Genomic DNA, 17,222 nt, shown 5'->3' on the forward strand with positions numbered 1-17,222 from the left:
CGACCGGCACGGCTTCCTGCTGGTCCTCGCGGAGACGACGTCCCTCAACAACGCCAACAAGTGCTTCAACTGGTTCCAGTCCGCTGACATCGGCCGGGGCCAGGGCGAGGCCGCGTCCATCCGGCAGATGGTCGCCCACGCCGTCTCCTCGTACGGCGCCGACGCCTCGCGGGTCAATGTCACCGGACTCTCCGCCGGTGGCGGCATGACGGCGGTGATGCTCGCCGCGTACCCGGACGTGTTCAAGGCCGGCGCGGTGATGGCGGGACTGCCGTACGCCTGCGCCACGGACGTCCTGACCGCGTTCACCTGTATGAGCCCCGGCGTGGACCGTACGCCCCAGGAGTGGGCGCAGCGCGTGCGGAACACCTACCCCGGCTACCCGGGCCCCTGGCCCCGGGTGTCCGTCTGGCAGGGCGACAACGACCCCACCGTCGTCCCGAGGAACGCCGACGAACTGCGCGACCAGTGGACCCAGGTGCACGGCCTGGACCAGACGCCCGACCGCAGCTCCACCATCGGCCCCAACAGCACCCGCAGGGACGAGTATCTGGCCGGGGACGGCACCGTCGCCGTCGAGGTCAACCGCGTCCCGGCCATCGGGCACGGCACGCCCGTCGACCCCGGGACCGGCGCCGAGCAGTGCGGGGCGACCGGCACCGCGCACTTCATCGACTCCATCTGCTCCAGCTACTGGGTCACCCGCTTCTTCGGACTTGACGCGTCCCCGCCCGGCCCGGGGAACCTGCCCGCCCCGACCGGACTGCGGTCCACGGGCGTGACCGGTTCCTCCGTCGCGCTGGCGTGGGAGCCGGTGGCCGGCGCGTCCGGTTACGCGGTCTACCGGGGCGGCACAAGGGTGGGCGTGCCGGCCGAACCCCAGTACACCGACAGCGGTCTGAGCGCCGGGACCTCGTACACGTACAGCGTCGCGGCGCGCGCGGCGGACGGTGCCGAGGGCGCCCGCTCGGCGCAGGTCACGGTGGGCACCACCGGAGCGCCGGCGGCCTGCTGGACGTCGAGCAACTACGAGCACGTGCGCGCCGCGCGGGCGACGACCAGCGGTGGTTACGTGTACGCGAAGGGTTCGAACCAGAACATGGGCCTCAACAACACGTTCGTCATCCGCACGCTCAAGGAGTCCCCGACGGGTTACTACGTCCTCGCCGACGCTCGCTGCCCCTGACGGGTGGGTAGCGTCCCGCCGCCACCCGCGCGCCGACGTGTCCCTACAACGGAGTGATGGCCCATGCCACTTGTCCCGCAGTACGTCCGACGGATCCGGGCCGCCGCCTGCCTGGTCGCGGCGGTCCTCGTGGCCCCGGCCGCCACCGCCCCGCCCGCCTCAGCCTCCGCCTCCTCCGCCGACGCCGACCGTCGTCCCGGCCACTGCACCAGGATGGCCGCGCTCGCCGTACCCGGCGCGGCGCGCCAACAGGCCGCCTGTCTGGCCGAGTTGACCACCGCCGGAACCGTCGCGTCCGGCCACACCGACCCGGCCGACTGGTCGGGGCTGACCCCGAAGGACCTCGCGACGCCCAGCGGCGTACCGGGCATCCAGCTCGACGGCTACTTCCCCGACTCCTCCACCACCAACACCACCCACGGCTGGAACCACGACGCGCAGTTCGTGATCCGGCTGCCCGACCGGTGGAACGGCGGCCTGGTGATCGCCGGATCGCCGGGAGTCCGCAAGCAGTACGCCAACGACCGGGCCTTCGGCGACTGGGTGCTCGCCCGCGGCTACGCCTACGCCGCCACCGACAAGGGCAACACAGGCGCCGACTTCCACCGCGACGGCGCCGCACCCGGCGACGCCCTCGCCGAATGGAACACCCGCGTCACCCAACTCGCCCGCGCCGCACGCGAGGTGACCACGCAGCGCTATCAGCGGCCCGTGTCCCGCACCCTCGCGATGGGCATGTCCAACGGCGGCTATCTGGTGCGCTGGCAGCTGGAGAACCACCCCGAGCTGTACGACGGCGGCGTCGACTGGGAGGGCACTCTCTGGCGTACGAAGGACCCCAACCCGCTCACCTTCCTGCCGCCCACCCTGCGCGCCTACCCCACCTACCAGGCCGGTGGCGCGGGCGCCGGCGCGGCGCACCGGGAGATCGTGAAGGCGGGATTCCCGGCCGGGTCGGAATTCCTCTGGCCGTACCACCACCAGTACTACTGGGATCTCACCCAGCGCATCTACCGTGAGGAGCTGGACCCGGAGTACGACGGCGCCACCGAGGCCGGGACACCCTTCTGCGCGTCCGGCACGCCCGCCTGCGACGCCGACTACGACTACGACACGCGGCCGGCCGCCGTCCGCGACGCCGTCGAGAAGATCGCGCTCACCGGCCGGATCGGCAAACCACTGATCACCTTCCACGGCACGCTCGACGTACTGCTGCCGATCTCCAAGACGTCGGACACGTACGCGGCGATGGTCGGCCGCGAGGGGAGGGGCGCGCTGCACCGCTACTACCGCGTCGAGGGCGGCACCCATGTCGACTCGCTCTTCGACAGCTTCCCCGACCGGCTACGCCCCCTGGTGCCGTGTCACCGCTCGGCCGTCGTCGCGCTGGAGCGCTGGCTGGACGACGACCGGCGCCCGCCGCCCAGCCGGACGATCCCGATGCCCGACGGGGCGGATCCGGCCACGCTGCTCACCCGGTGCCCGCTGGCCGGCTGAGGCAGCCACGGAACGTGACGTGGCGTCACGGCATGCCGCTCCCGGTCAGGCATGTGGTGGACGACGACACCTGACCGGCGTCCAGTGTGGTGAACCGTCACATGGGATGTCGGGTCAGGTGTCTCTACCGTTCCGGCCATGAAGAGCAGGGAACTCAAGGGCCGCACCGCTCTGGTGACCGGTGGCGGCAGCGGCATCGGACGGGCCTGCGCCGAGGCGCTCGCCGAAGCCGGGGCACTGGTCCACATCGTCGACCGCGACGCCGACGCGGCCAAGTCCGTCGCCGCCGGCACCGGAGGCGTGAGCCACGCCGTGGACCTCGCCGACGCGGGCGCCGTCGACCGGCTCCCCGCCGACATCGACATCCTGGTCAACAACGCCGGGCTGCAACACGTCGCCGCCATCGAGGACTTCCCGCCCGAGAGATTCGAGCTGATCCAGAAGGTGATGCTGACGGCCCCGTTCCTACTCATGCGGCACTGCCTGCCGCACATGTACGCGGGCGGCTGGGGCCGCGTCGTCAACATCTCCAGCATGCACGGACTGCGCGCCAGCGCCTTCAAGTCCGCGTACGTCGCCGCCAAGCACGGACTTGAGGGGCTCAGCAAGGTGGCCGCTCTGGAAGGCGCGCCGCACGGTGTGACCAGCAACTGCGTCAACCCCGGCTACGTACGGACTCCGCTCGTGGAAGGGCAGATCGCCGCTCAGGCGGTGGCCCACGGAATCCCCGCGGACGAGGTCGTCAGCGACGTACTGCTGGACCGCTCCGCGATCAAGCGGCTGATCGAACCGGCGGAGGTGGCCGCGGTGTGCGTCTGGCTCTGCGGCGCCGACACCGGCTACATCACCGGCTCCTCGATTCCCGTCGACGGCGGGTGGGGCGCCCGCTGACGCCCCGCCGTTCCCCGGTCGCCGTCCGAACCGCTCCCGCTCCACCCCGCTCCCGCTCTCCGCACCACCCGCACCCCCGTCCCTGCCCGCCCAACCGAAACGCGGTGACTCCACCATGAGCGTCGTCCCCAGCTCCCCACCACCACGCCGGACCAAGATCGGGCGCATCGTCGCGGCCAGCCTCGTCGGCACCACCATCGAGTGGTACGACTTCTTCCTCTACGGCTCCGCCGCCGCGCTGGTCTTCAACACCCTCTTCTTCCCCAGCAGCGACCCCCTCGTCGGCACCCTGCTCGCCTTCCTCACCTACGCCGTCGGCTTCGCCGCCCGCCCCCTCGGCGGCATCGTCTTCGGCCACTACGGGGACAAGATCGGCCGCAAGAAGCTCCTGGTGTTCAGCCTCCTGCTGATGGGCGGCGCCACCTTCGCGATGGGCCTGCTGCCCACCCACGCGACGATCGGCGTCGGCGCGCCGATCCTGCTGACCGTGCTGCGGCTCGTTCAGGGCTTCGCCCTCGGCGGCGAGTGGGGCGGCGCGATCCTGATCGTCTCCGAGCACGGCGGCGACAAGCGCCGTGGTTTCTGGGCCTCCTGGCCGCAGGCGGGCGCCCCCGGCGGCAATCTCCTGGCCACCGGTGTGCTGGCGCTGCTCGCCGCGGTCCAGTCCGACGAGGCGTTCCTCGCGTGGGGCTGGCGCATCCCGTTCCTGCTCTCCGGGCTGCTGGTCGTCATCGGGCTGTGGATACGTATCTCGGTCGAGGAGTCGCCGGTCTTCCTGGAGGCGCAGCGCAAGGCCGCCGACGAGGCGGCGCGGGCGGACGGTGGCGCCGGCGCGAGCGGTGCCCCCGCCGTCAAGGAGGCCGCCCCCGTCGTCCAGGTGTTCCGCAAGAGCTGGCGTGAGGTGCTGGTCGCGATCGGCACCCGGTTCGGCGAGAACGTCTCGTACTACATCCTCACCGCCTTCGTGCTCGTCTACGTCACCGTGCACCTCGAACTGCCCAAGAGCGACGCCCTCAACGCGGTCCTGATCGGCTCCGCGGTGCACTTCGTCACCATCCCGATGTGGGGGGCGCTCTCCGACCGGCTCGGCCGCCGCCCGGTCACCCAGATCGGCGCGATCGGCATGGTCGGCTGGGCGTTCGCCTTCTTCGCGCTGCTGGACACCGAGTCGTTCCCGGTCATCACCCTCGCCGTCACGGTCGGGCTGCTGTTCCACGGGGCGATGTACGGGCCGCAGGCGGCCTTCATCTCCGAGATGTTCGACACCAAGGTCCGCTACTCCGGCGCCTCGATGGGCTCCCAGCTCGCCTCGATCATCGGCGGCGCGCTCGCACCGCTGATCGCCGTCGAACTGCTCAAGGACTACGACTCCTCCCTGCCGGTGTCCGTCTATCTCAGCGCGGCGGCGCTCGTCACCGTCGTGACCGTGTGGGTGGCGAAGGAGACCCGGGGCCGCGACCTGACCAAGGACGGACTGGTCGGCTCGGTCCCCGCGCCCGCCGCGCCGCCCGCCCCCGCGGACCGTACCGAGAAGGCCAAGGACTCGGCCCGGCTGGGCCGCTGAACCACCGCCCCCGGGCGTACCGCTCCCGCCGCCGCACCCGTGCCCACCCGGAGGTGATCACCGTATGCTCGCCGACGTGACAGCTCCAGGCACCCGGCACTCCGTGGCTGCCCTGCGCCGGCTTCTCGACCTGCTGGCGCGGGGCGCGCCCGCCGAAGACTTCGCCCGCCCCGCCGCCGACGCCCGCGAGGCCGGCGTGCGGGGCGGCGATCTGGCCGCGATCACCGACGCCACGGATGTCGCGCTGCGCATCAGACGCACCCTCAGCCAGCACCGGCGCCGCGAGGCACAGCTCACCGCGCTCTTCGACACCGCGAGCGACCTCGCGGCGCTCCGGGACCTGGACGCCGTGCTGCGCGCCATCGTCCACCGGGCCAAACTGCTGCTCGGCACGGACGTCACGTACCTCTCCCTCAACGACGAACTCGCCGGCGACACCTATATGCGGGTGACCGACGGGTCCGTGGCCGCCGCGTTCCAGCAGGTGCGGCTCGGGATGGGGGAGGGCCTGGGCGGACTCGTCGCGCAGACCGCCCGCCCGTACGCCACCGGCGACTACCAGCGCGACACCCGCTTCCACCACACCACCACCATCGACAGCGCCGTGCTCGACGAGGGGCTGCGCGCGATCCTCGGGGTGCCGCTGCGCGTCGGCGCGCGGATCATCGGGGTGCTGTACGCGGCGGACCGCGCGCCCCGCGAGTTCGCCGCCGAAGAGGTCGCCCTGCTCTCCTCGCTGGCCGACCACGCCGCCATCGCCATCGACGGCGCACGGCTGCTGGAGGAGACCCGGGCCGCGCTGGTCGACCTCAACGCGGCCTCGGAGACGATCAGAGCGCACAGCGGCGAGATGCGCCGCGCCGAGGAGGCGCACGACCAGCTCACCGACCTGGTGCTGCGCGGCGGCGGCGCCGACGACGTGGCCGCCGCCATCGCCGACATCCTCGACGGCGGGATCCTCATCCACGACGCGGACGGCGCCGAACTCGCCTGCGCCCGCGCCGAGTCGCTGCCCCCTCCCACCCCGGCGGTCGCCGCCTCCCGGGCCAGCGGGCGGGCGGTGTCCCTGAACGGCACCTGGGTCTGCGCGGTCCTCGCGGGGCCCGAACTCCTCGGCAGCATCGCGCTCACCGGGCACCCCGAACTCACGGACGTCGACCGGCTGCTGTTCGAACGCGCCGGAGTCGTCACCGCGCTGCTCCTGCTGCTGCGCCGCTCGGTCGCCGAGGCGGAGGACCGGGTACGCGGTGAACTGCTGGGCGACCTGTTGTCGCGCTCGGGCGACCCGGACGCCCTGTCGGCGCGGGCCAGGCGGCTGGGGGTCGATCTCGCGCGCCCGCACTGTGTGTTCGTCGCCGACGGAGAGAGCGCCGACCGGCACCGGCTGCTGGCCGTGGCCGCCAGACACGCCCAGGCCGGCAAGGGCCTGGCGGGCATCCACGAGGGACACGTGGTGCTCGTCGCGCCGACCGACGCCCCCGGGCCGGGCGCGCGTACACTCGCCGCCGAACTCGGCCAGGCCGTCGGCTCCCCGGTCACCGTGGGCGCCGCGGGCCCGGCGGCGGGCCTCGCCGAACTGCCTACCGTCCACACCGAGGCGGGCCGCTGCCTCTCCGCCCTGCGCGTGCTGGGCCACACCGGGCACGGCGGCGCCACCGGCGAACTCGGCTTCGTGGGCGTACTGCTGGGGGACCGGGCGGACCTCGGCGGTTACGTACGCGCCACACTCGGCCCCGTACTCGACTACGACGCCGAGCGCGGCACCGACCTCGTGGGGACGCTCGACGCGTACTTCGCCGAGGGGGCGAGCCTCACCCGGACCAAGACGGCGCTGCACGTCCATGTGAACACGGTCGTGCAGCGGTTGGAGCGGGTCGGCCGGCTCCTCGGCCAGGACTGGAACTCCCCGGCGCGCACGCTGGAGATCCAACTGGCCCTGCGGCTCAACGGGTTGACGAACGCCGGGCGGGCGGAGATCCGCCCGCCCGGCACTCGGTGAGTCGACCGCTTCCGCCGGACAGGCTCTAGCGGACCTTGACGAACACCGGGTTGGAGTAGAACCACAGGTCGTCCCACGGGCTTTCGAGGCCGTCCGCGAGCGGCTCGGCCTCGTCCGTGCTGGTGCCGCGGACGCGGGCGTACATGTCGCCGTCCACGTCGCGCAGGGTGTGCTTGATGACGTACTCGTCGCCCTGCTTGCGCCAGTCGCGCTTGCCGAACCGCGCCACGACCTTGGTCGTCGGGTTGGTGTCGGAGTCGCGGTTGTCGCTCTTGCCGGTGATCTTGCCGGTGATCAGGTCGACGCGGGTCACTTCGGGACGGTCGCCGTTGGCGTTCTTGCCGTTCAGCGGGCGGAACCGGATCTCGATCTCGACGTCCGTACGGCCCCGGTTGGTGACCGTGATCGACTCGCCGGCGGCGGCCACGTTGCCCCGGTTGCTCGCCGTGACGTCGAGGGTACGGATGAGGTCACCGGTGCCGACCCAGATCCGGCCGTTGCGCAGACCGTCCATGATGTCGCCGTAGTCCTGACGCGCCAGCACGTGCGTCTTGCTGTACTCGCCCGGCCAGAAGTCGGAGCCGCCGCGCGTCCAGTGCACGTGCGAGTCGGACGTCGCGGTGATCCACCAGCGCCGGCCCTCGCCGAGCAGCGCGTCCCACAGGCCGCCGACGCGCGCGGTCATCTGGTCGAAGCCGCCGTGCGTCGGGTAGTTGCCGTAGCCGCCACGGGCGCCACCGACGAGCGGGCCCGCCTGGTGACCGGGGGCACCCTCGAAGCCGACGTAGATGTCGGGCGCGGCGTCGTTGCCGTTACGGAACTCGCGCGGCGTGTCCTGACCGTAGACACCGAGGCCGGGCGCGGAGCGCGAGGCGTGGTGGGCGATCACCAGCGGCTTGCGGGGCATGCCCTTCGCGGCCTTGAGGAACTCCACCATCTTGGCCTCGGTGTCCCGGCCCGGGTCGGCGGGGAACGGGTCGAGCTTGGCGAAGCGCTGCTCCAGCTCGAACAACTGCTGGGCCTCGTCGGTGTGGTGCGGGATCATCAGCGTGTGGTGGTCGAGCGCGGGGGCGTCGAACTCCATGCCCCAGAACTGGAGCACCTCGGGGACGAGCACGCGCGAACGCAGCAGGTCGGGGTAGGCCTGCTCCAGGTTGACCTTCGAGTGCGTCGGACCGCCGTGGTCGGTGCACATCGCCCAGCTGAGCCCGAAGTTCTTCGCCATGATCGCGTTGGTCACGATCGGGTAGACGGCGTCGCCGCCCTTCTTGAACACGGGCGGGTTCTTCGTCGTGTCGAACGAACCGCTGTACTCCGAGTGCACGTGGTGGTCACCGGCGCGCCAGGCGCGTCTGCGGGAGTCACCGGAGCCGCCGGACGAGCGGCGGTCGTCCTCGTCGTCGTTGCCGAAGGCGACGCCGGTGCCGACGATCGGTGCGGCGGCGGCGAGGGTCGCGCCGACGCCGGCGAACTTGACGAGCCGGCGCCGGGAGAGGGCGGAGCGCTCGGGGTCTTCGGTGTTCTTGTCCTTCACGGTTGAAGCCTTTCGTTCAACTTCCGGCGCGGGGGGTGCCAACCGCCGAGTCTCGAAGAACAAACCGAACGCCGAGTGAACGCGGGCCACGTCTACCGAGAACAAAAGAACGCTGCCCGATACACCGGCCGCGGGCGTTGTCAGCCCAGGTGCGGCAGCAGTCTGTCCGGGCGCATCGGGACCTCGCGCAGGCGCACTCCCGTCGCGTGGCGCACCGCGTTGCCGATGGCCGCCGCAGTGCCGACGATGCCGATCTCGCCGATGCCCTTGCTGCCCATCGGGTTGAGGTGCGGGTCCTCCTCCTCGATCCAGTACGCCTCCACGGAGCGCACGTCCGCGTGCGCGGGCACGTGGTACGAGGCGAGGTCGCGCTCCGGGAAGTCGCCCGCGACCGGATCGATCGTCGCCCCCTCCATCAGCGCCATGCCGAGCCCCATCGTCATCCCGCCGATGAACTGGCTGCGCGCCGTACGGGGGTTGAGGATGCGGCCGGCGGCGAAGACCCCCAGCATCCGGCGCACCCGGATCTCGCCGGTGTCCCTGTCCACCTGGACCTCGACGAAGTGCGCGCCGTAGGCGTGGCGGGCGAACTCCGTCCCGGCCTGGACGTCGTCCGTCGTGTCGGCGCTCGCGGACAGTCCCTCGGCGGGCACCGTGCCGCCCGCCGCCTCGATACGTGAACGCAGGGCCCGGCACGCCTTGTCGACGGACCAGCCCCAGGAGCCGGTGCCCCACGAACCGCCGGCCAGCGGGGCCCGTGGCAGGTCGCTGTCGCCGATCTCGATACGGACCCGGTCCAGGGGCGCGTGGAGCGCGTCGGCCGCGATCTGGGCGAGCACGGTGCGGGCTCCCGTACCGATGTCGGTGGCGTTGACCCGTACCAGGAAACCGCCGTCCGCCGCCGCCCGCGCCTCGGCCGTCGACGGCGTGATCACCACCGGGTACGACGCGGCGGCGACGCCGCTGCCCAGCAGGAACCGGCCCCGCGCGCGCACCCCGGGCCGTGGATCGCGGTCGCGCCAGCCGAACCGGCGGGCGCCCTCGCGCAGACACTCCACGAGATGGCGGCTGCTGTAGGCCCGGCCCGAATCCGGCTCGTGCGAGGGCTCGTTGCGCACCCGCAGCTGCACCGGATCCACCCCGGCCACCAGGGCCAGTTCGTCCATCGCCGACTCCAGCGCGTACATGCCCGACGCCTCGCCCGGCGCGCGCATCCACGACGGTGACGGCACGTCGAGCGCGACGACGCGGTGGGTGGTGCGGCTGTGCGGCGAGGTGTACATGGTGCGGGCGGGGGTGGCGGCCTGCTCCACGAACTCCTTGATCGTGGACGTGTACGTGATCACCTCGTGCGCCAGCGCGCGGATCACCCCGTCCGGGCCCGCGCCGAGCCGCACCCGCTGGATGGTCGAGGGGCGGTGCCCGACGAGCGCCGGGAGCTGCGAGCGGTGCAGCGCCAGCTTCACGGGCCGCCCGACGTACCGGGCCGCCAGTGCGGCCAGCACCGGCTGCGGGCGCGGGGTGCCCTTGGAGCCGAAGCCGCCGCCGACGTGCTCGCTGATGACGGTGACGTGCGCCGGGTCCATGGCGAACAGCGCGGCCAGGGTCTCGCGTACGACGGCCGACCCCTGGCTGGAGTCGTGCACCGTCAGCCGCCCGTCGTGCCAGCGGGCGACGGCGGCGTGCGGCTCCATGGGGTGGTTGTGCATCGGGTCCATGGAGTACGTGACATCGACGGTGAGCGGGGCGGCGGCGTACGCGGCGTCGAAGTCGCCGCGCTCGCGGGAGCCGGGGTAGCCGCCGTTCGCCGTCTCGGGGGCGTACAGACCGGGATGGTCGGTGGTGAGGACGACGTCGTGGTCCTCCGTCGCGTACGTGACGCGCACCGCGTCGGCGGTGGCGCGCGCCGCCTCCGGCGTCTCGGCGACGGCGACCGCGACGATCCAGCCACGGTGCGGCACCCTGTCGTCACGCAGCGCGCCCAGGATCGGGTCGTCGGGCTCCTCGATCCGCGGCGCGTTCTCATGGGTCAGTACGGCGACGGCCCCGGGCTCGGCGAGCGCGGCGGCCGTGTCGATGGACACGATCCGGCCGCGCGCCACCGTCGCGGGCACCACCCACGCGTACAGGCAGCCGTCCGGGGTGTGCTCGGCCGCGTACAGGGCGGTCCCCGTGACCTTGGCCGGGCCCTCGATACGGACGGTGTCGGCTCCCAGGGCCCGCTCCCGGCTGGTGGTCATCGGTCTCCTCGGCGGGGGTCGGTGTGGTCGAGGGCGCTCGCGTCCGGGTCGGCCAGCTCGGTCAGCAGCCGGACGGCGAGATTGCGGGCCATCGGGACCTTGAAGCCGTTGTCCCGCAACGGCCGGGCGGCGGCCAGTTCCGTCTCGACGGCGTGGCCGAAGGCGGCCGCGGTGGCCGGTCCGCCGCGCAGCGCGGCCTCCGCGGTGGTGGCCCGCCAGGGCTTGTGGGCCAGCCCGCCGAAGGCGAGCCGTACATCGCGTACGACACCGTCGCGCACGTCGAGCACCACGGCGGCCGACGCCAGCGCGAAGGCGTACGAGGCGCGGTCCCTGGCCTTGCGGTACGCGGACGGCAGCCCGGCGGCCGAGGCGGGCAGCCGGACACCGGTGACGAGTTCGCCGGGCAGCAGCACCGTGTCCTTCTCGGGGGCGTCACCGGGCAGCCGGTGGAAGCCCGTGAGCGGTACGGTGCGTTCGCCGTCCGGGCCCAGCAGCAGGACATCGGCGCCGAGCGCGGCGAGCGCGACCGCCATGTCGGAGGGGTGCGTGGCCACGCACGACTCGGAGTGCCCCAGCACCGCGAGATCACGGTGGGCGCCCTCGCGTGCGGGACAACCCGAGCCGGGCCGCCGCTTGTTGCACGGCTTGGTGATGTCCTGGAAGTACGGACAGCGGGTGCGCTGGAGCAGATTGCCGCCGGTGGTGGCCGAGTTGCGCAGCTGCCCCGAAGCTCCGGCGAGGAGCGCCTGCGACAGCACGGGGAAGCGCGTGCGGACGGCCGGGTCGGCGGCGAGATCGCTGTTGCGCACGGTGGCGCCGATCAGCAGGCCGCCGTCGGCGCTCTCCTCGACCCGGTCGAGCGGCAGCCGGGCGATGTCGACGAGATGACCGGGGGTCTCGACCCCGAGCTTCATGAGGTCGACGAGATTGGTGCCGCCGCCGAGGAAACGGGCGCTCGGATGGTGTCCGAGCAGAGCGACGGCCTGCGCCGGGTCGGTCGCGCGTTCGTAGGTGAACGACCTCATGAGGTCACCGCCGCGCCCGCGACGTCCTCGATCGCCTCGACGATGTGCGGGTACGCCGCGCAGCGGCAGATGTTGCCGCTCATCCGTTCACGGATCTCGTCGGCGGTCAGTGGCACCGGTTCGCCCGGGGGCGGGCCGTCCGCAGCGGTGACATGGGACGGATGCCCGCCGGCCGCCTCGGCGATCACGCCGAGCGCCGAGCAGATCTGGCCGGGTGTGCAGTAGCCGCACTGGAAGCCGTCGCGGTCGAGGAAGGCCTGTTGCAGCGGGTGGAGACCGTCCGTACCGCGCGGCAGACCCTCGACCGTGGTGATACGGGCACCGCTGTGCGCGACGGCGAGCGACAGACAGCTGTTGGCGCGCCGGCCGTCCAGCAGGACGGTGCAGGCGCCGCACTGGCCGTGGTCGCAGCCCTTCTTGGGGCCGGTGAGACGCAGGTGTTCACGCAGCGCGTCGAGGACCGTGGTCCGGTTGTCGAGCGTCAGCCGGTGCGGGGTGCCGTTGACGTGGAGCATCACTTCGGAGGTGTGCGGCATCACCGTCGGGTATCCGTCGCTCACACCGGGCAAACGCCCCGTGCCGCCGACCACCCGATCGGCCGTGGGCCCGCGAGGGCCGGACGGCGCCGGCTGCCGGAGAGGCCCGTCAGGCCTGTCCGTCAGGCCTGCCCGTCGCCCCTGGCCGTGAGGCGGACCTTGACGCGCTTGCCCACCGGCTCGCGGTGGACGTCGTACCCGTCGCACAGCGCCATGACGATCTCCAGCCCGTGCTGCCCGATCCGGCCCGGCTCGGTGGCGCACGGCACCGGCAGCGAGGAGTCGGTGTCCCACACGGTGATCTCCACCGTGTCGCCGTCGAAGACCAGATCCAGGAGGCAGGGGCCCGGCGCGTACTTGCAGGCGTTGGTGACCAGTTCGCTGACGACCAGCTGCGCCGTGCCGATCACATGCGGTGGCACCACCCGGCCCTGGCCGGTCCGTACGCCCGCGAGGAAGTCGGCCGTGAAGCGGCGTGCCTCGCCGATCATGCCCGACTCACCCTCGAAGACCGCGCCCCGTGCGACCACCTGGCCCGCGGCGGGGCGGCGGTCCTCGGTCTCTTCCACCCGCTGGTCCATGAGTGCGATCCGTTCCCCGTGGCGGCCCGTGCGTGAGGGCCCCTTTCGTGCTGTTCACATCACCGCCTGCCCCGCTTCAGCCACTCCAGTCCCAAAGGGGGCCACCGAACCGTACGAGCCTGGTGGATACCGGGACCGTCGGTGGCCCGGTGTTATAGATTTTGATCCACTTTTCAGTCACGAACAGCAGGAGGAGATCGTGGGCGTTTCCCTGGGCAAGGGTGGCAACGTATCGCTGAGCAAGGAGGCTCCCGGCCTGACCGCCGTGCTCGTCGGCCTCGGCTGGGACGCGCGCAGCACGACCGGTGCGGACTTCGACCTCGACGCGAGCGCGCTGCTCGTCAACAGCGCCGGCCGGGTGCTCTCCGACCAGCACTTCATCTTCTACAACAACCTGAAGAGCCCCGACGGTTCGGTCGAGCACACCGGTGACAACCTGACCGGTGAGGGCGAGGGCGACGACGAGTCGCTGAAGGTCAACCTCGCGGGTGTCCCCGCCGACGTCGACAAGATCGTCTTCCCGGTCTCGATCCACGAGGCCGGCGCGCGCGGCCAGAGCTTCGGCCAGGTCCGCAACGCGTTCATCCGCGTGGTGAACCAGGCCGGTGGCGCCGAACTGGCCCGCTACGACCTCACCGAGGACGCCTCGACGGAGACCGCGATGGTCTTCGGCGAGCTGTACCGGCACGGTGCGGAGTGGAAGTTCCGCGCCGTGGGCCAGGGTTACGCCTCGGGACTGGCCGGGATCGCGGCCGACTTCGGCGTCAACGTCTGAGAACGAGCACCTGCGCGAGGCACGAGCAGAGCGCGAGCAGAGCACGAGCGGGACGGCGGCGGCCGACCACAGGTTCGCCGCCGCCCGGCTCGAACACCACTGACCGCACGCCTCATCGACTCGTCGAGTCCGGCGGAGCCCCGTACGCACCACCCTTCGCTCACAGCCGGGGATCGACCTGGATCTTCGGCCCCGGACCGGCCCCCTCGGGCCGTACGCCCGCCAGCACCCCCGCCAGCGACTCCAGCGCCACCGTGCTCGCGACCAGCGGACGCGGATCGACCGCGCCCGACGCGTAGTGCCCGATGGTGCGGGCGAGGGCGGGCGACGCGCTCAGCACACCCACGGCCGTCACGTCCTTCAGCGCCAGCGCCCGCGTGTCGATCCGGCTCGGCACACTCGCCAGACCGATGTAGACGACCCGCTTGCCCGGCTCGACCAACTCCAGTGCCCGCGCGGGGAGATGGGCCGCGTTCGACGCGTCGATCACCGCGTCGAAGGGCAGCGGGGGCAGCCCGTCGGCGGTCCACGCGCCGTGCGCGCCCACCGAGCGGGCGAACTCCAGCGACGCCTCGTCCAGCCCCTGTACGTGCACCTCCACACCTCGCGCCAGGGCGAACCGCGCCGCGAGCAGACCGATGGTGCCGGGGCCGAGCACCAACAGCCGGTCGCCGGGGGACAGTTGGGCGGCCTCCACGGCGCGCAGCGCGTTGCCGCCCGGCTCCACCAGGGCGCCGGCCGTCGCGTCGACACTGTCCGGCAGCGCGTGCAGCGAGGACACCGGGACGGCGACCCGCTCCGCGAGCGCGCCCGCCCGGCCGTGCCGGATGCCCAACTCGTAACGGTCCTCGCACACATGGTGCAGCCCGCCGACGCACCGCCGGCAGCGCCCGCAGCCCAGCATCGTGTCCCCGGTGGTGCGCCGCCCGAGCCAGCCGGGCTCCACACCCTCACCCACGGCCGAGACGGTGCCGCACCACTCGTGGCCGATCCGGATCGGATACGCGGCGTGGCCGTCGTGCAGATAGCTCATCTCACCGGTGTAGAACTCGATGTCGGTGCCGCAGACGCCCACCCGGTCGACGTCGACGACGACCTCACCGGGCCCGGCGACCGGCTCCCCGACGTCCTGAACCTCGCACCGGCCGGGCCCGGTGATCACGAAAGCGCGCAACGAACTACCTCCTCGAACGGCCGGCCGCACGGCGGGTGGGAGCGCGGACGCGCTCTTCCCCGCCACGGTCCGGGGAAGTTAGGGTGCCAGCCATGCCGGAGCAGCGCAGCTCACAGTGGTACGCGGGAACCGACCGGAACGCCTACATCCACCGGGCGTGGATGCGCCGGGGACTGCCCGCCCACGCCTTCGACGGCCGCCCGCACATCGCGATCGCCAACACCGCGTCCGACCTGACGCCCTGCAACGCCCACCTCGGCGAGGTCGCGGAAAGCGTCAAGCAGGGCATCTGGGAGGCCGGCGGCGTCCCGATGAACCTCCCGGTCGTCTCCCTCGGCGAGACGCTCGTGCGGCCCACCGCCATGCTGTGGCGGAACATGGCGGCGATGGCCACCGAGGAGATGCTGCGCGCCAACCCCGTCGACGGCGTCGTACTCCTCGGCGGCTGCGACAAGACGATCCCGTCCCTGCTGATGGCGGCGGCCTCCGTCGACCTGCCCGCCGTGGTGGTCCCCGGCGGTCCGATGCTGACCGGCACGTTCCGGGGCAAGCCGCTGGGCTGCGGCACGGACGTGTGGAAGCTCAGCGAGGAGGTACGGGCCGGAACGCTCTCCGAGGAGGAGTTCCTCAGGTCCGAGTCCTCGATGATCCGCAGCCGGGGCCACTGCAACACCATGGGCACCGCGTCGACCATGGCCTGCGTCGCGGAGGCGCTGGGCACCACCGTCCCCGGCGTCGCGGGCATCCCCGCCCCCGACAGCCGGCTGCTGGAGAGCGCCCACGGCACGGGGCGGCTCGTCGTGGACATGGTCGCCGAGGGACGCCGCCCCAGCACCACCCTCACCAAGGGCTCCTTCCTCAACGCGATCGTCGCCCTGGCCGCCGTCGGCGGTTCGACCAACGCCGTCGTCCATCTGCTCGCCATCGCCGGGCGGCTCGGCATCGGCCTCACCCTCGACGACTTCGACCGCACCGGCGCCGGCGTCCCGTTGCTCGTCGACCTCCAGCCCGCCGGACGCCACCTCATGGAGGACTTCCACCGGGCCGGCGGTCTGCTCGCCGTCCTGCACGAGGTCCGCGACCTGCTCGATCCGAAGGCGCTCACCGTCACCGGCCGGCCGCTGGTCGACCACCTGGACGGGGCACGGATCTGGGACGACTCCGTCATCCACCCGCGCGACCGGCCCCTCCAGGCGGACGCGGGCATCGCCGTGCTGCGCGGGAACCTGGCCCCGTCGGGAGCCGTCATCAAACCCGCCGCCGCGTCGCCCGAACTGCTGAACCACCGGGGCCGGGCCGTCGTCTTCGGCAGCATCGAGGACATGCACGCCCGCATCGACGACCCGGACCTCGACGTGGACGCGACCTCGGTGCTCGTGCTCCGGGGCTGCGGCCCCAAGGGTTACCCCGGCATGCCCGAGGTGGCGAACCTGCCGCTCCCCACCAAGCTGCTGGAGCGGGGTGTACGCGACATGGTCCGTATCTGCGACGGGCGGATGAGCGGGACGGCGTACGGCACGGTGGTGCTGCATGTCGCGCCCGAGGCGGCGGCGGGCGGCCCGCTGGGGCTCGTACGCACGGGGGACTGGATCGAGCTGGACGTCGCCGGGCGGCGCCTGGACGTCGACGTACCGGCGGCCGAGCTCGAACTGCGGCGCCCCGCCCAGGAGATGACCGGCGCCTTCGCCGCACCCGCGCGCGGCTGGGAACGGCTCTACGTCGACCATGTCATGCAGGCTGACACCGGTGTCGACCTCGACTTCCTCGTCGGGTCGAGCGGCCACGAGGTGTCGCGCGAGTCGCACTGAGAACGAGGGCCCGGCCCCGCTCAGACATGGTCCGGATCGCCGCCGTGACCCGGGTCGGGATGCACCGGGTCGTGCTGCCCGGCCCGCGCGGACTCCAGCTGCGCGGCCAGCGACAGCCCGAGGAAGAGCGAGATGCCCGCGAGCTGCGACCACAGCAGCAGCGCGACGAACGCGGTCAGCGGCCCGTACACCGAACCGAACGACCCGCTGAACCCGACGTACAGCGTCAGCAGCCACGTCGCGCCGACCCACAGCAGCAGATGGACGGCGGAGCCGAACGCCAGCCACGTGTACCCGGGCTGGTCGCGGCGCGGGACGCCTGGGGGTGGCTGCGGATTCCGGTGGGGATCCTGCTGACGTGGCTGGCTTCGGCCGTACTGTTCCGGCGGGCCCCGCGCCGCGACCAGCCCGG

Annotated in this window: 14 protein-coding genes; 7 read left to right on the top strand and 7 right to left on the bottom strand. The window is 72.5% G+C overall.

Annotated features, from left to right (window positions below):
* The 5 genes from BHU15_RS08610 to BHU15_RS08630 all read left to right on the top strand — a co-directional run.
* The coding region (locus BHU15_RS08610; RefSeq protein WP_069626644.1) for an extracellular catalytic domain type 1 short-chain-length polyhydroxyalkanoate depolymerase at positions 1 to 1,186 on the top strand (1,186 nt) is incomplete at its 5' end.
* A gap of 63 nt (positions 1,187 to 1,249) precedes the next feature.
* Positions 1,250 to 2,683: a 3-hydroxybutyrate oligomer hydrolase family protein gene (locus BHU15_RS08615; RefSeq protein ID WP_069626645.1), complete on the top strand. Its 1,434-nt coding sequence runs from the start codon at positions 1,250 to 1,252 to the stop codon at positions 2,681 to 2,683.
* Between the two features lie 138 nt (positions 2,684 to 2,821).
* Complete coding sequence (locus BHU15_RS08620) at positions 2,822 to 3,574, top strand: 3-hydroxybutyrate dehydrogenase (RefSeq protein ID WP_069626646.1); 753 nt, start codon at positions 2,822 to 2,824, stop codon at positions 3,572 to 3,574.
* 115 nt (positions 3,575 to 3,689) lie between these two features.
* Complete coding sequence (locus BHU15_RS08625; protein ID WP_069626647.1) at positions 3,690 to 5,138, top strand: MFS transporter; 1,449 nt, start codon at positions 3,690 to 3,692, stop codon at positions 5,136 to 5,138.
* Positions 5,139 to 5,202: 64 nt separating this feature from the next.
* Positions 5,203 to 7,137 carry a helix-turn-helix domain-containing protein gene (locus BHU15_RS08630; protein WP_069626648.1) on the top strand — a complete coding sequence of 645 codons (1,935 nt, stop codon included), beginning with the start codon at positions 5,203 to 5,205 and terminating at the stop codon, positions 7,135 to 7,137.
* A gap of 25 nt (positions 7,138 to 7,162) precedes the next feature.
* Here the strand turns inward: BHU15_RS08630 and BHU15_RS08635 are convergent, their stop codons facing one another.
* The 5 genes from BHU15_RS08635 to BHU15_RS08655 all read right to left on the bottom strand — a co-directional run bounded on the left by BHU15_RS08635 (position 7,163) and on the right by BHU15_RS08655 (position 13,053).
* On the bottom strand, positions 7,163 to 8,671 hold the full coding sequence (locus BHU15_RS08635; protein ID WP_023543374.1) for a CehA/McbA family metallohydrolase domain-containing protein: 1,509 nt from the start codon (positions 8,669 to 8,671) through the stop codon (positions 7,163 to 7,165).
* A 140-nt stretch (positions 8,672 to 8,811) separates the two neighbouring features.
* Entirely contained in the window at positions 8,812 to 10,911 is a 2,100-nt protein-coding gene (locus BHU15_RS08640; protein WP_069626649.1) for a xanthine dehydrogenase family protein molybdopterin-binding subunit, read from the bottom strand.
* On the bottom strand, positions 10,908 to 11,936 hold the full coding sequence (locus BHU15_RS08645) for an FAD binding domain-containing protein (protein ID WP_069626650.1): 1,029 nt from the start codon (positions 11,934 to 11,936) through the stop codon (positions 10,908 to 10,910). The genes BHU15_RS08640 and BHU15_RS08645 overlap by 4 nt, the downstream gene beginning before the upstream one ends.
* Positions 11,933 to 12,472: a 2Fe-2S iron-sulfur cluster-binding protein gene (locus BHU15_RS08650; protein WP_069626651.1), complete on the bottom strand. Its 540-nt coding sequence runs from the start codon at positions 12,470 to 12,472 to the stop codon at positions 11,933 to 11,935. The genes BHU15_RS08645 and BHU15_RS08650 overlap by 4 nt, the downstream gene beginning before the upstream one ends.
* Before the next feature lie 122 nt (positions 12,473 to 12,594).
* The gene (locus BHU15_RS08655; protein WP_069626652.1) at positions 12,595 to 13,053 is read right to left on the bottom strand and encodes an ATP-binding protein; all 459 of its coding nucleotides are present in this window, start codon (positions 13,051 to 13,053) and stop codon (positions 12,595 to 12,597) included.
* Positions 13,054 to 13,252: 199 nt separating this feature from the next.
* Here BHU15_RS08655 and BHU15_RS08660 point away from each other — a divergent pair, with 199 nt between their 5' ends.
* Complete coding sequence (locus BHU15_RS08660) at positions 13,253 to 13,828, top strand: TerD family protein (RefSeq protein WP_023543379.1); 576 nt, start codon at positions 13,253 to 13,255, stop codon at positions 13,826 to 13,828.
* A 160-nt stretch (positions 13,829 to 13,988) separates the two neighbouring features.
* On the opposite strand, the gene BHU15_RS08665 is transcribed toward BHU15_RS08660, so the two are convergent.
* The gene (locus BHU15_RS08665; RefSeq protein ID WP_079128005.1) at positions 13,989 to 15,002 is read right to left on the bottom strand and encodes a zinc-dependent alcohol dehydrogenase; all 1,014 of its coding nucleotides are present in this window, start codon (positions 15,000 to 15,002) and stop codon (positions 13,989 to 13,991) included.
* A 92-nt stretch (positions 15,003 to 15,094) separates the two neighbouring features.
* Here BHU15_RS08665 and BHU15_RS08670 point away from each other — a divergent pair, with 92 nt between their 5' ends.
* Positions 15,095 to 16,810, top strand: coding sequence for an IlvD/Edd family dehydratase (locus BHU15_RS08670; protein WP_069626654.1), 1,716 nt, complete (start codon positions 15,095 to 15,097; stop codon positions 16,808 to 16,810).
* Between the two features lie 20 nt (positions 16,811 to 16,830).
* On the opposite strand, the gene BHU15_RS08675 is transcribed toward BHU15_RS08670, so the two are convergent.
* The coding region (locus BHU15_RS08675; RefSeq protein ID WP_141726790.1) for a YhjD/YihY/BrkB family envelope integrity protein at positions 16,831 to 17,222 on the bottom strand (392 nt) is incomplete at its 5' end.

Origin of the sequence: Streptomyces niveus (assembly GCF_001723055.1) — a bacterium.
In the GTDB taxonomy this organism is placed as follows: Bacteria; Actinomycetota; Actinomycetes; order Streptomycetales; family Streptomycetaceae; genus Streptomyces; species Streptomyces niveus.

Bases quoted from the DNA above. Each gene is read 5' to 3' on its own strand.
- BHU15_RS08655 (WP_069626652.1), bottom strand. From the start codon at position 13,053: ATGGACCAGCGGGTGGAAGAGACCGAGGACCGCCGCCCCGCCGCGGGC.
- BHU15_RS08640 (WP_069626649.1), bottom strand. From the start codon at position 10,911: ATGACCACCAGCCGGGAGCGGGCCCTGGGAGCCGACACCGTCCGTATC.
- BHU15_RS08650 (WP_069626651.1), bottom strand. From the start codon at position 12,472: ATGCCGCACACCTCCGAAGTGATGCTCCACGTCAACGGCACCCCGCAC.
- BHU15_RS08620 (WP_069626646.1), top strand. From the start codon at position 2,822: ATGAAGAGCAGGGAACTCAAGGGCCGCACCGCTCTGGTGACCGGTGGC.
- BHU15_RS08625 (WP_069626647.1), top strand. From the start codon at position 3,690: ATGAGCGTCGTCCCCAGCTCCCCACCACCACGCCGGACCAAGATCGGG.
- BHU15_RS08670 (WP_069626654.1), top strand. From the start codon at position 15,095: ATGCCGGAGCAGCGCAGCTCACAGTGGTACGCGGGAACCGACCGGAAC.
- BHU15_RS08645 (WP_069626650.1), bottom strand. From the start codon at position 11,936: ATGAGGTCGTTCACCTACGAACGCGCGACCGACCCGGCGCAGGCCGTC.
- BHU15_RS08630 (WP_069626648.1), top strand. From the start codon at position 5,203: ATGCTCGCCGACGTGACAGCTCCAGGCACCCGGCACTCCGTGGCTGCC.
- BHU15_RS08615 (WP_069626645.1), top strand. From the start codon at position 1,250: ATGCCACTTGTCCCGCAGTACGTCCGACGGATCCGGGCCGCCGCCTGC.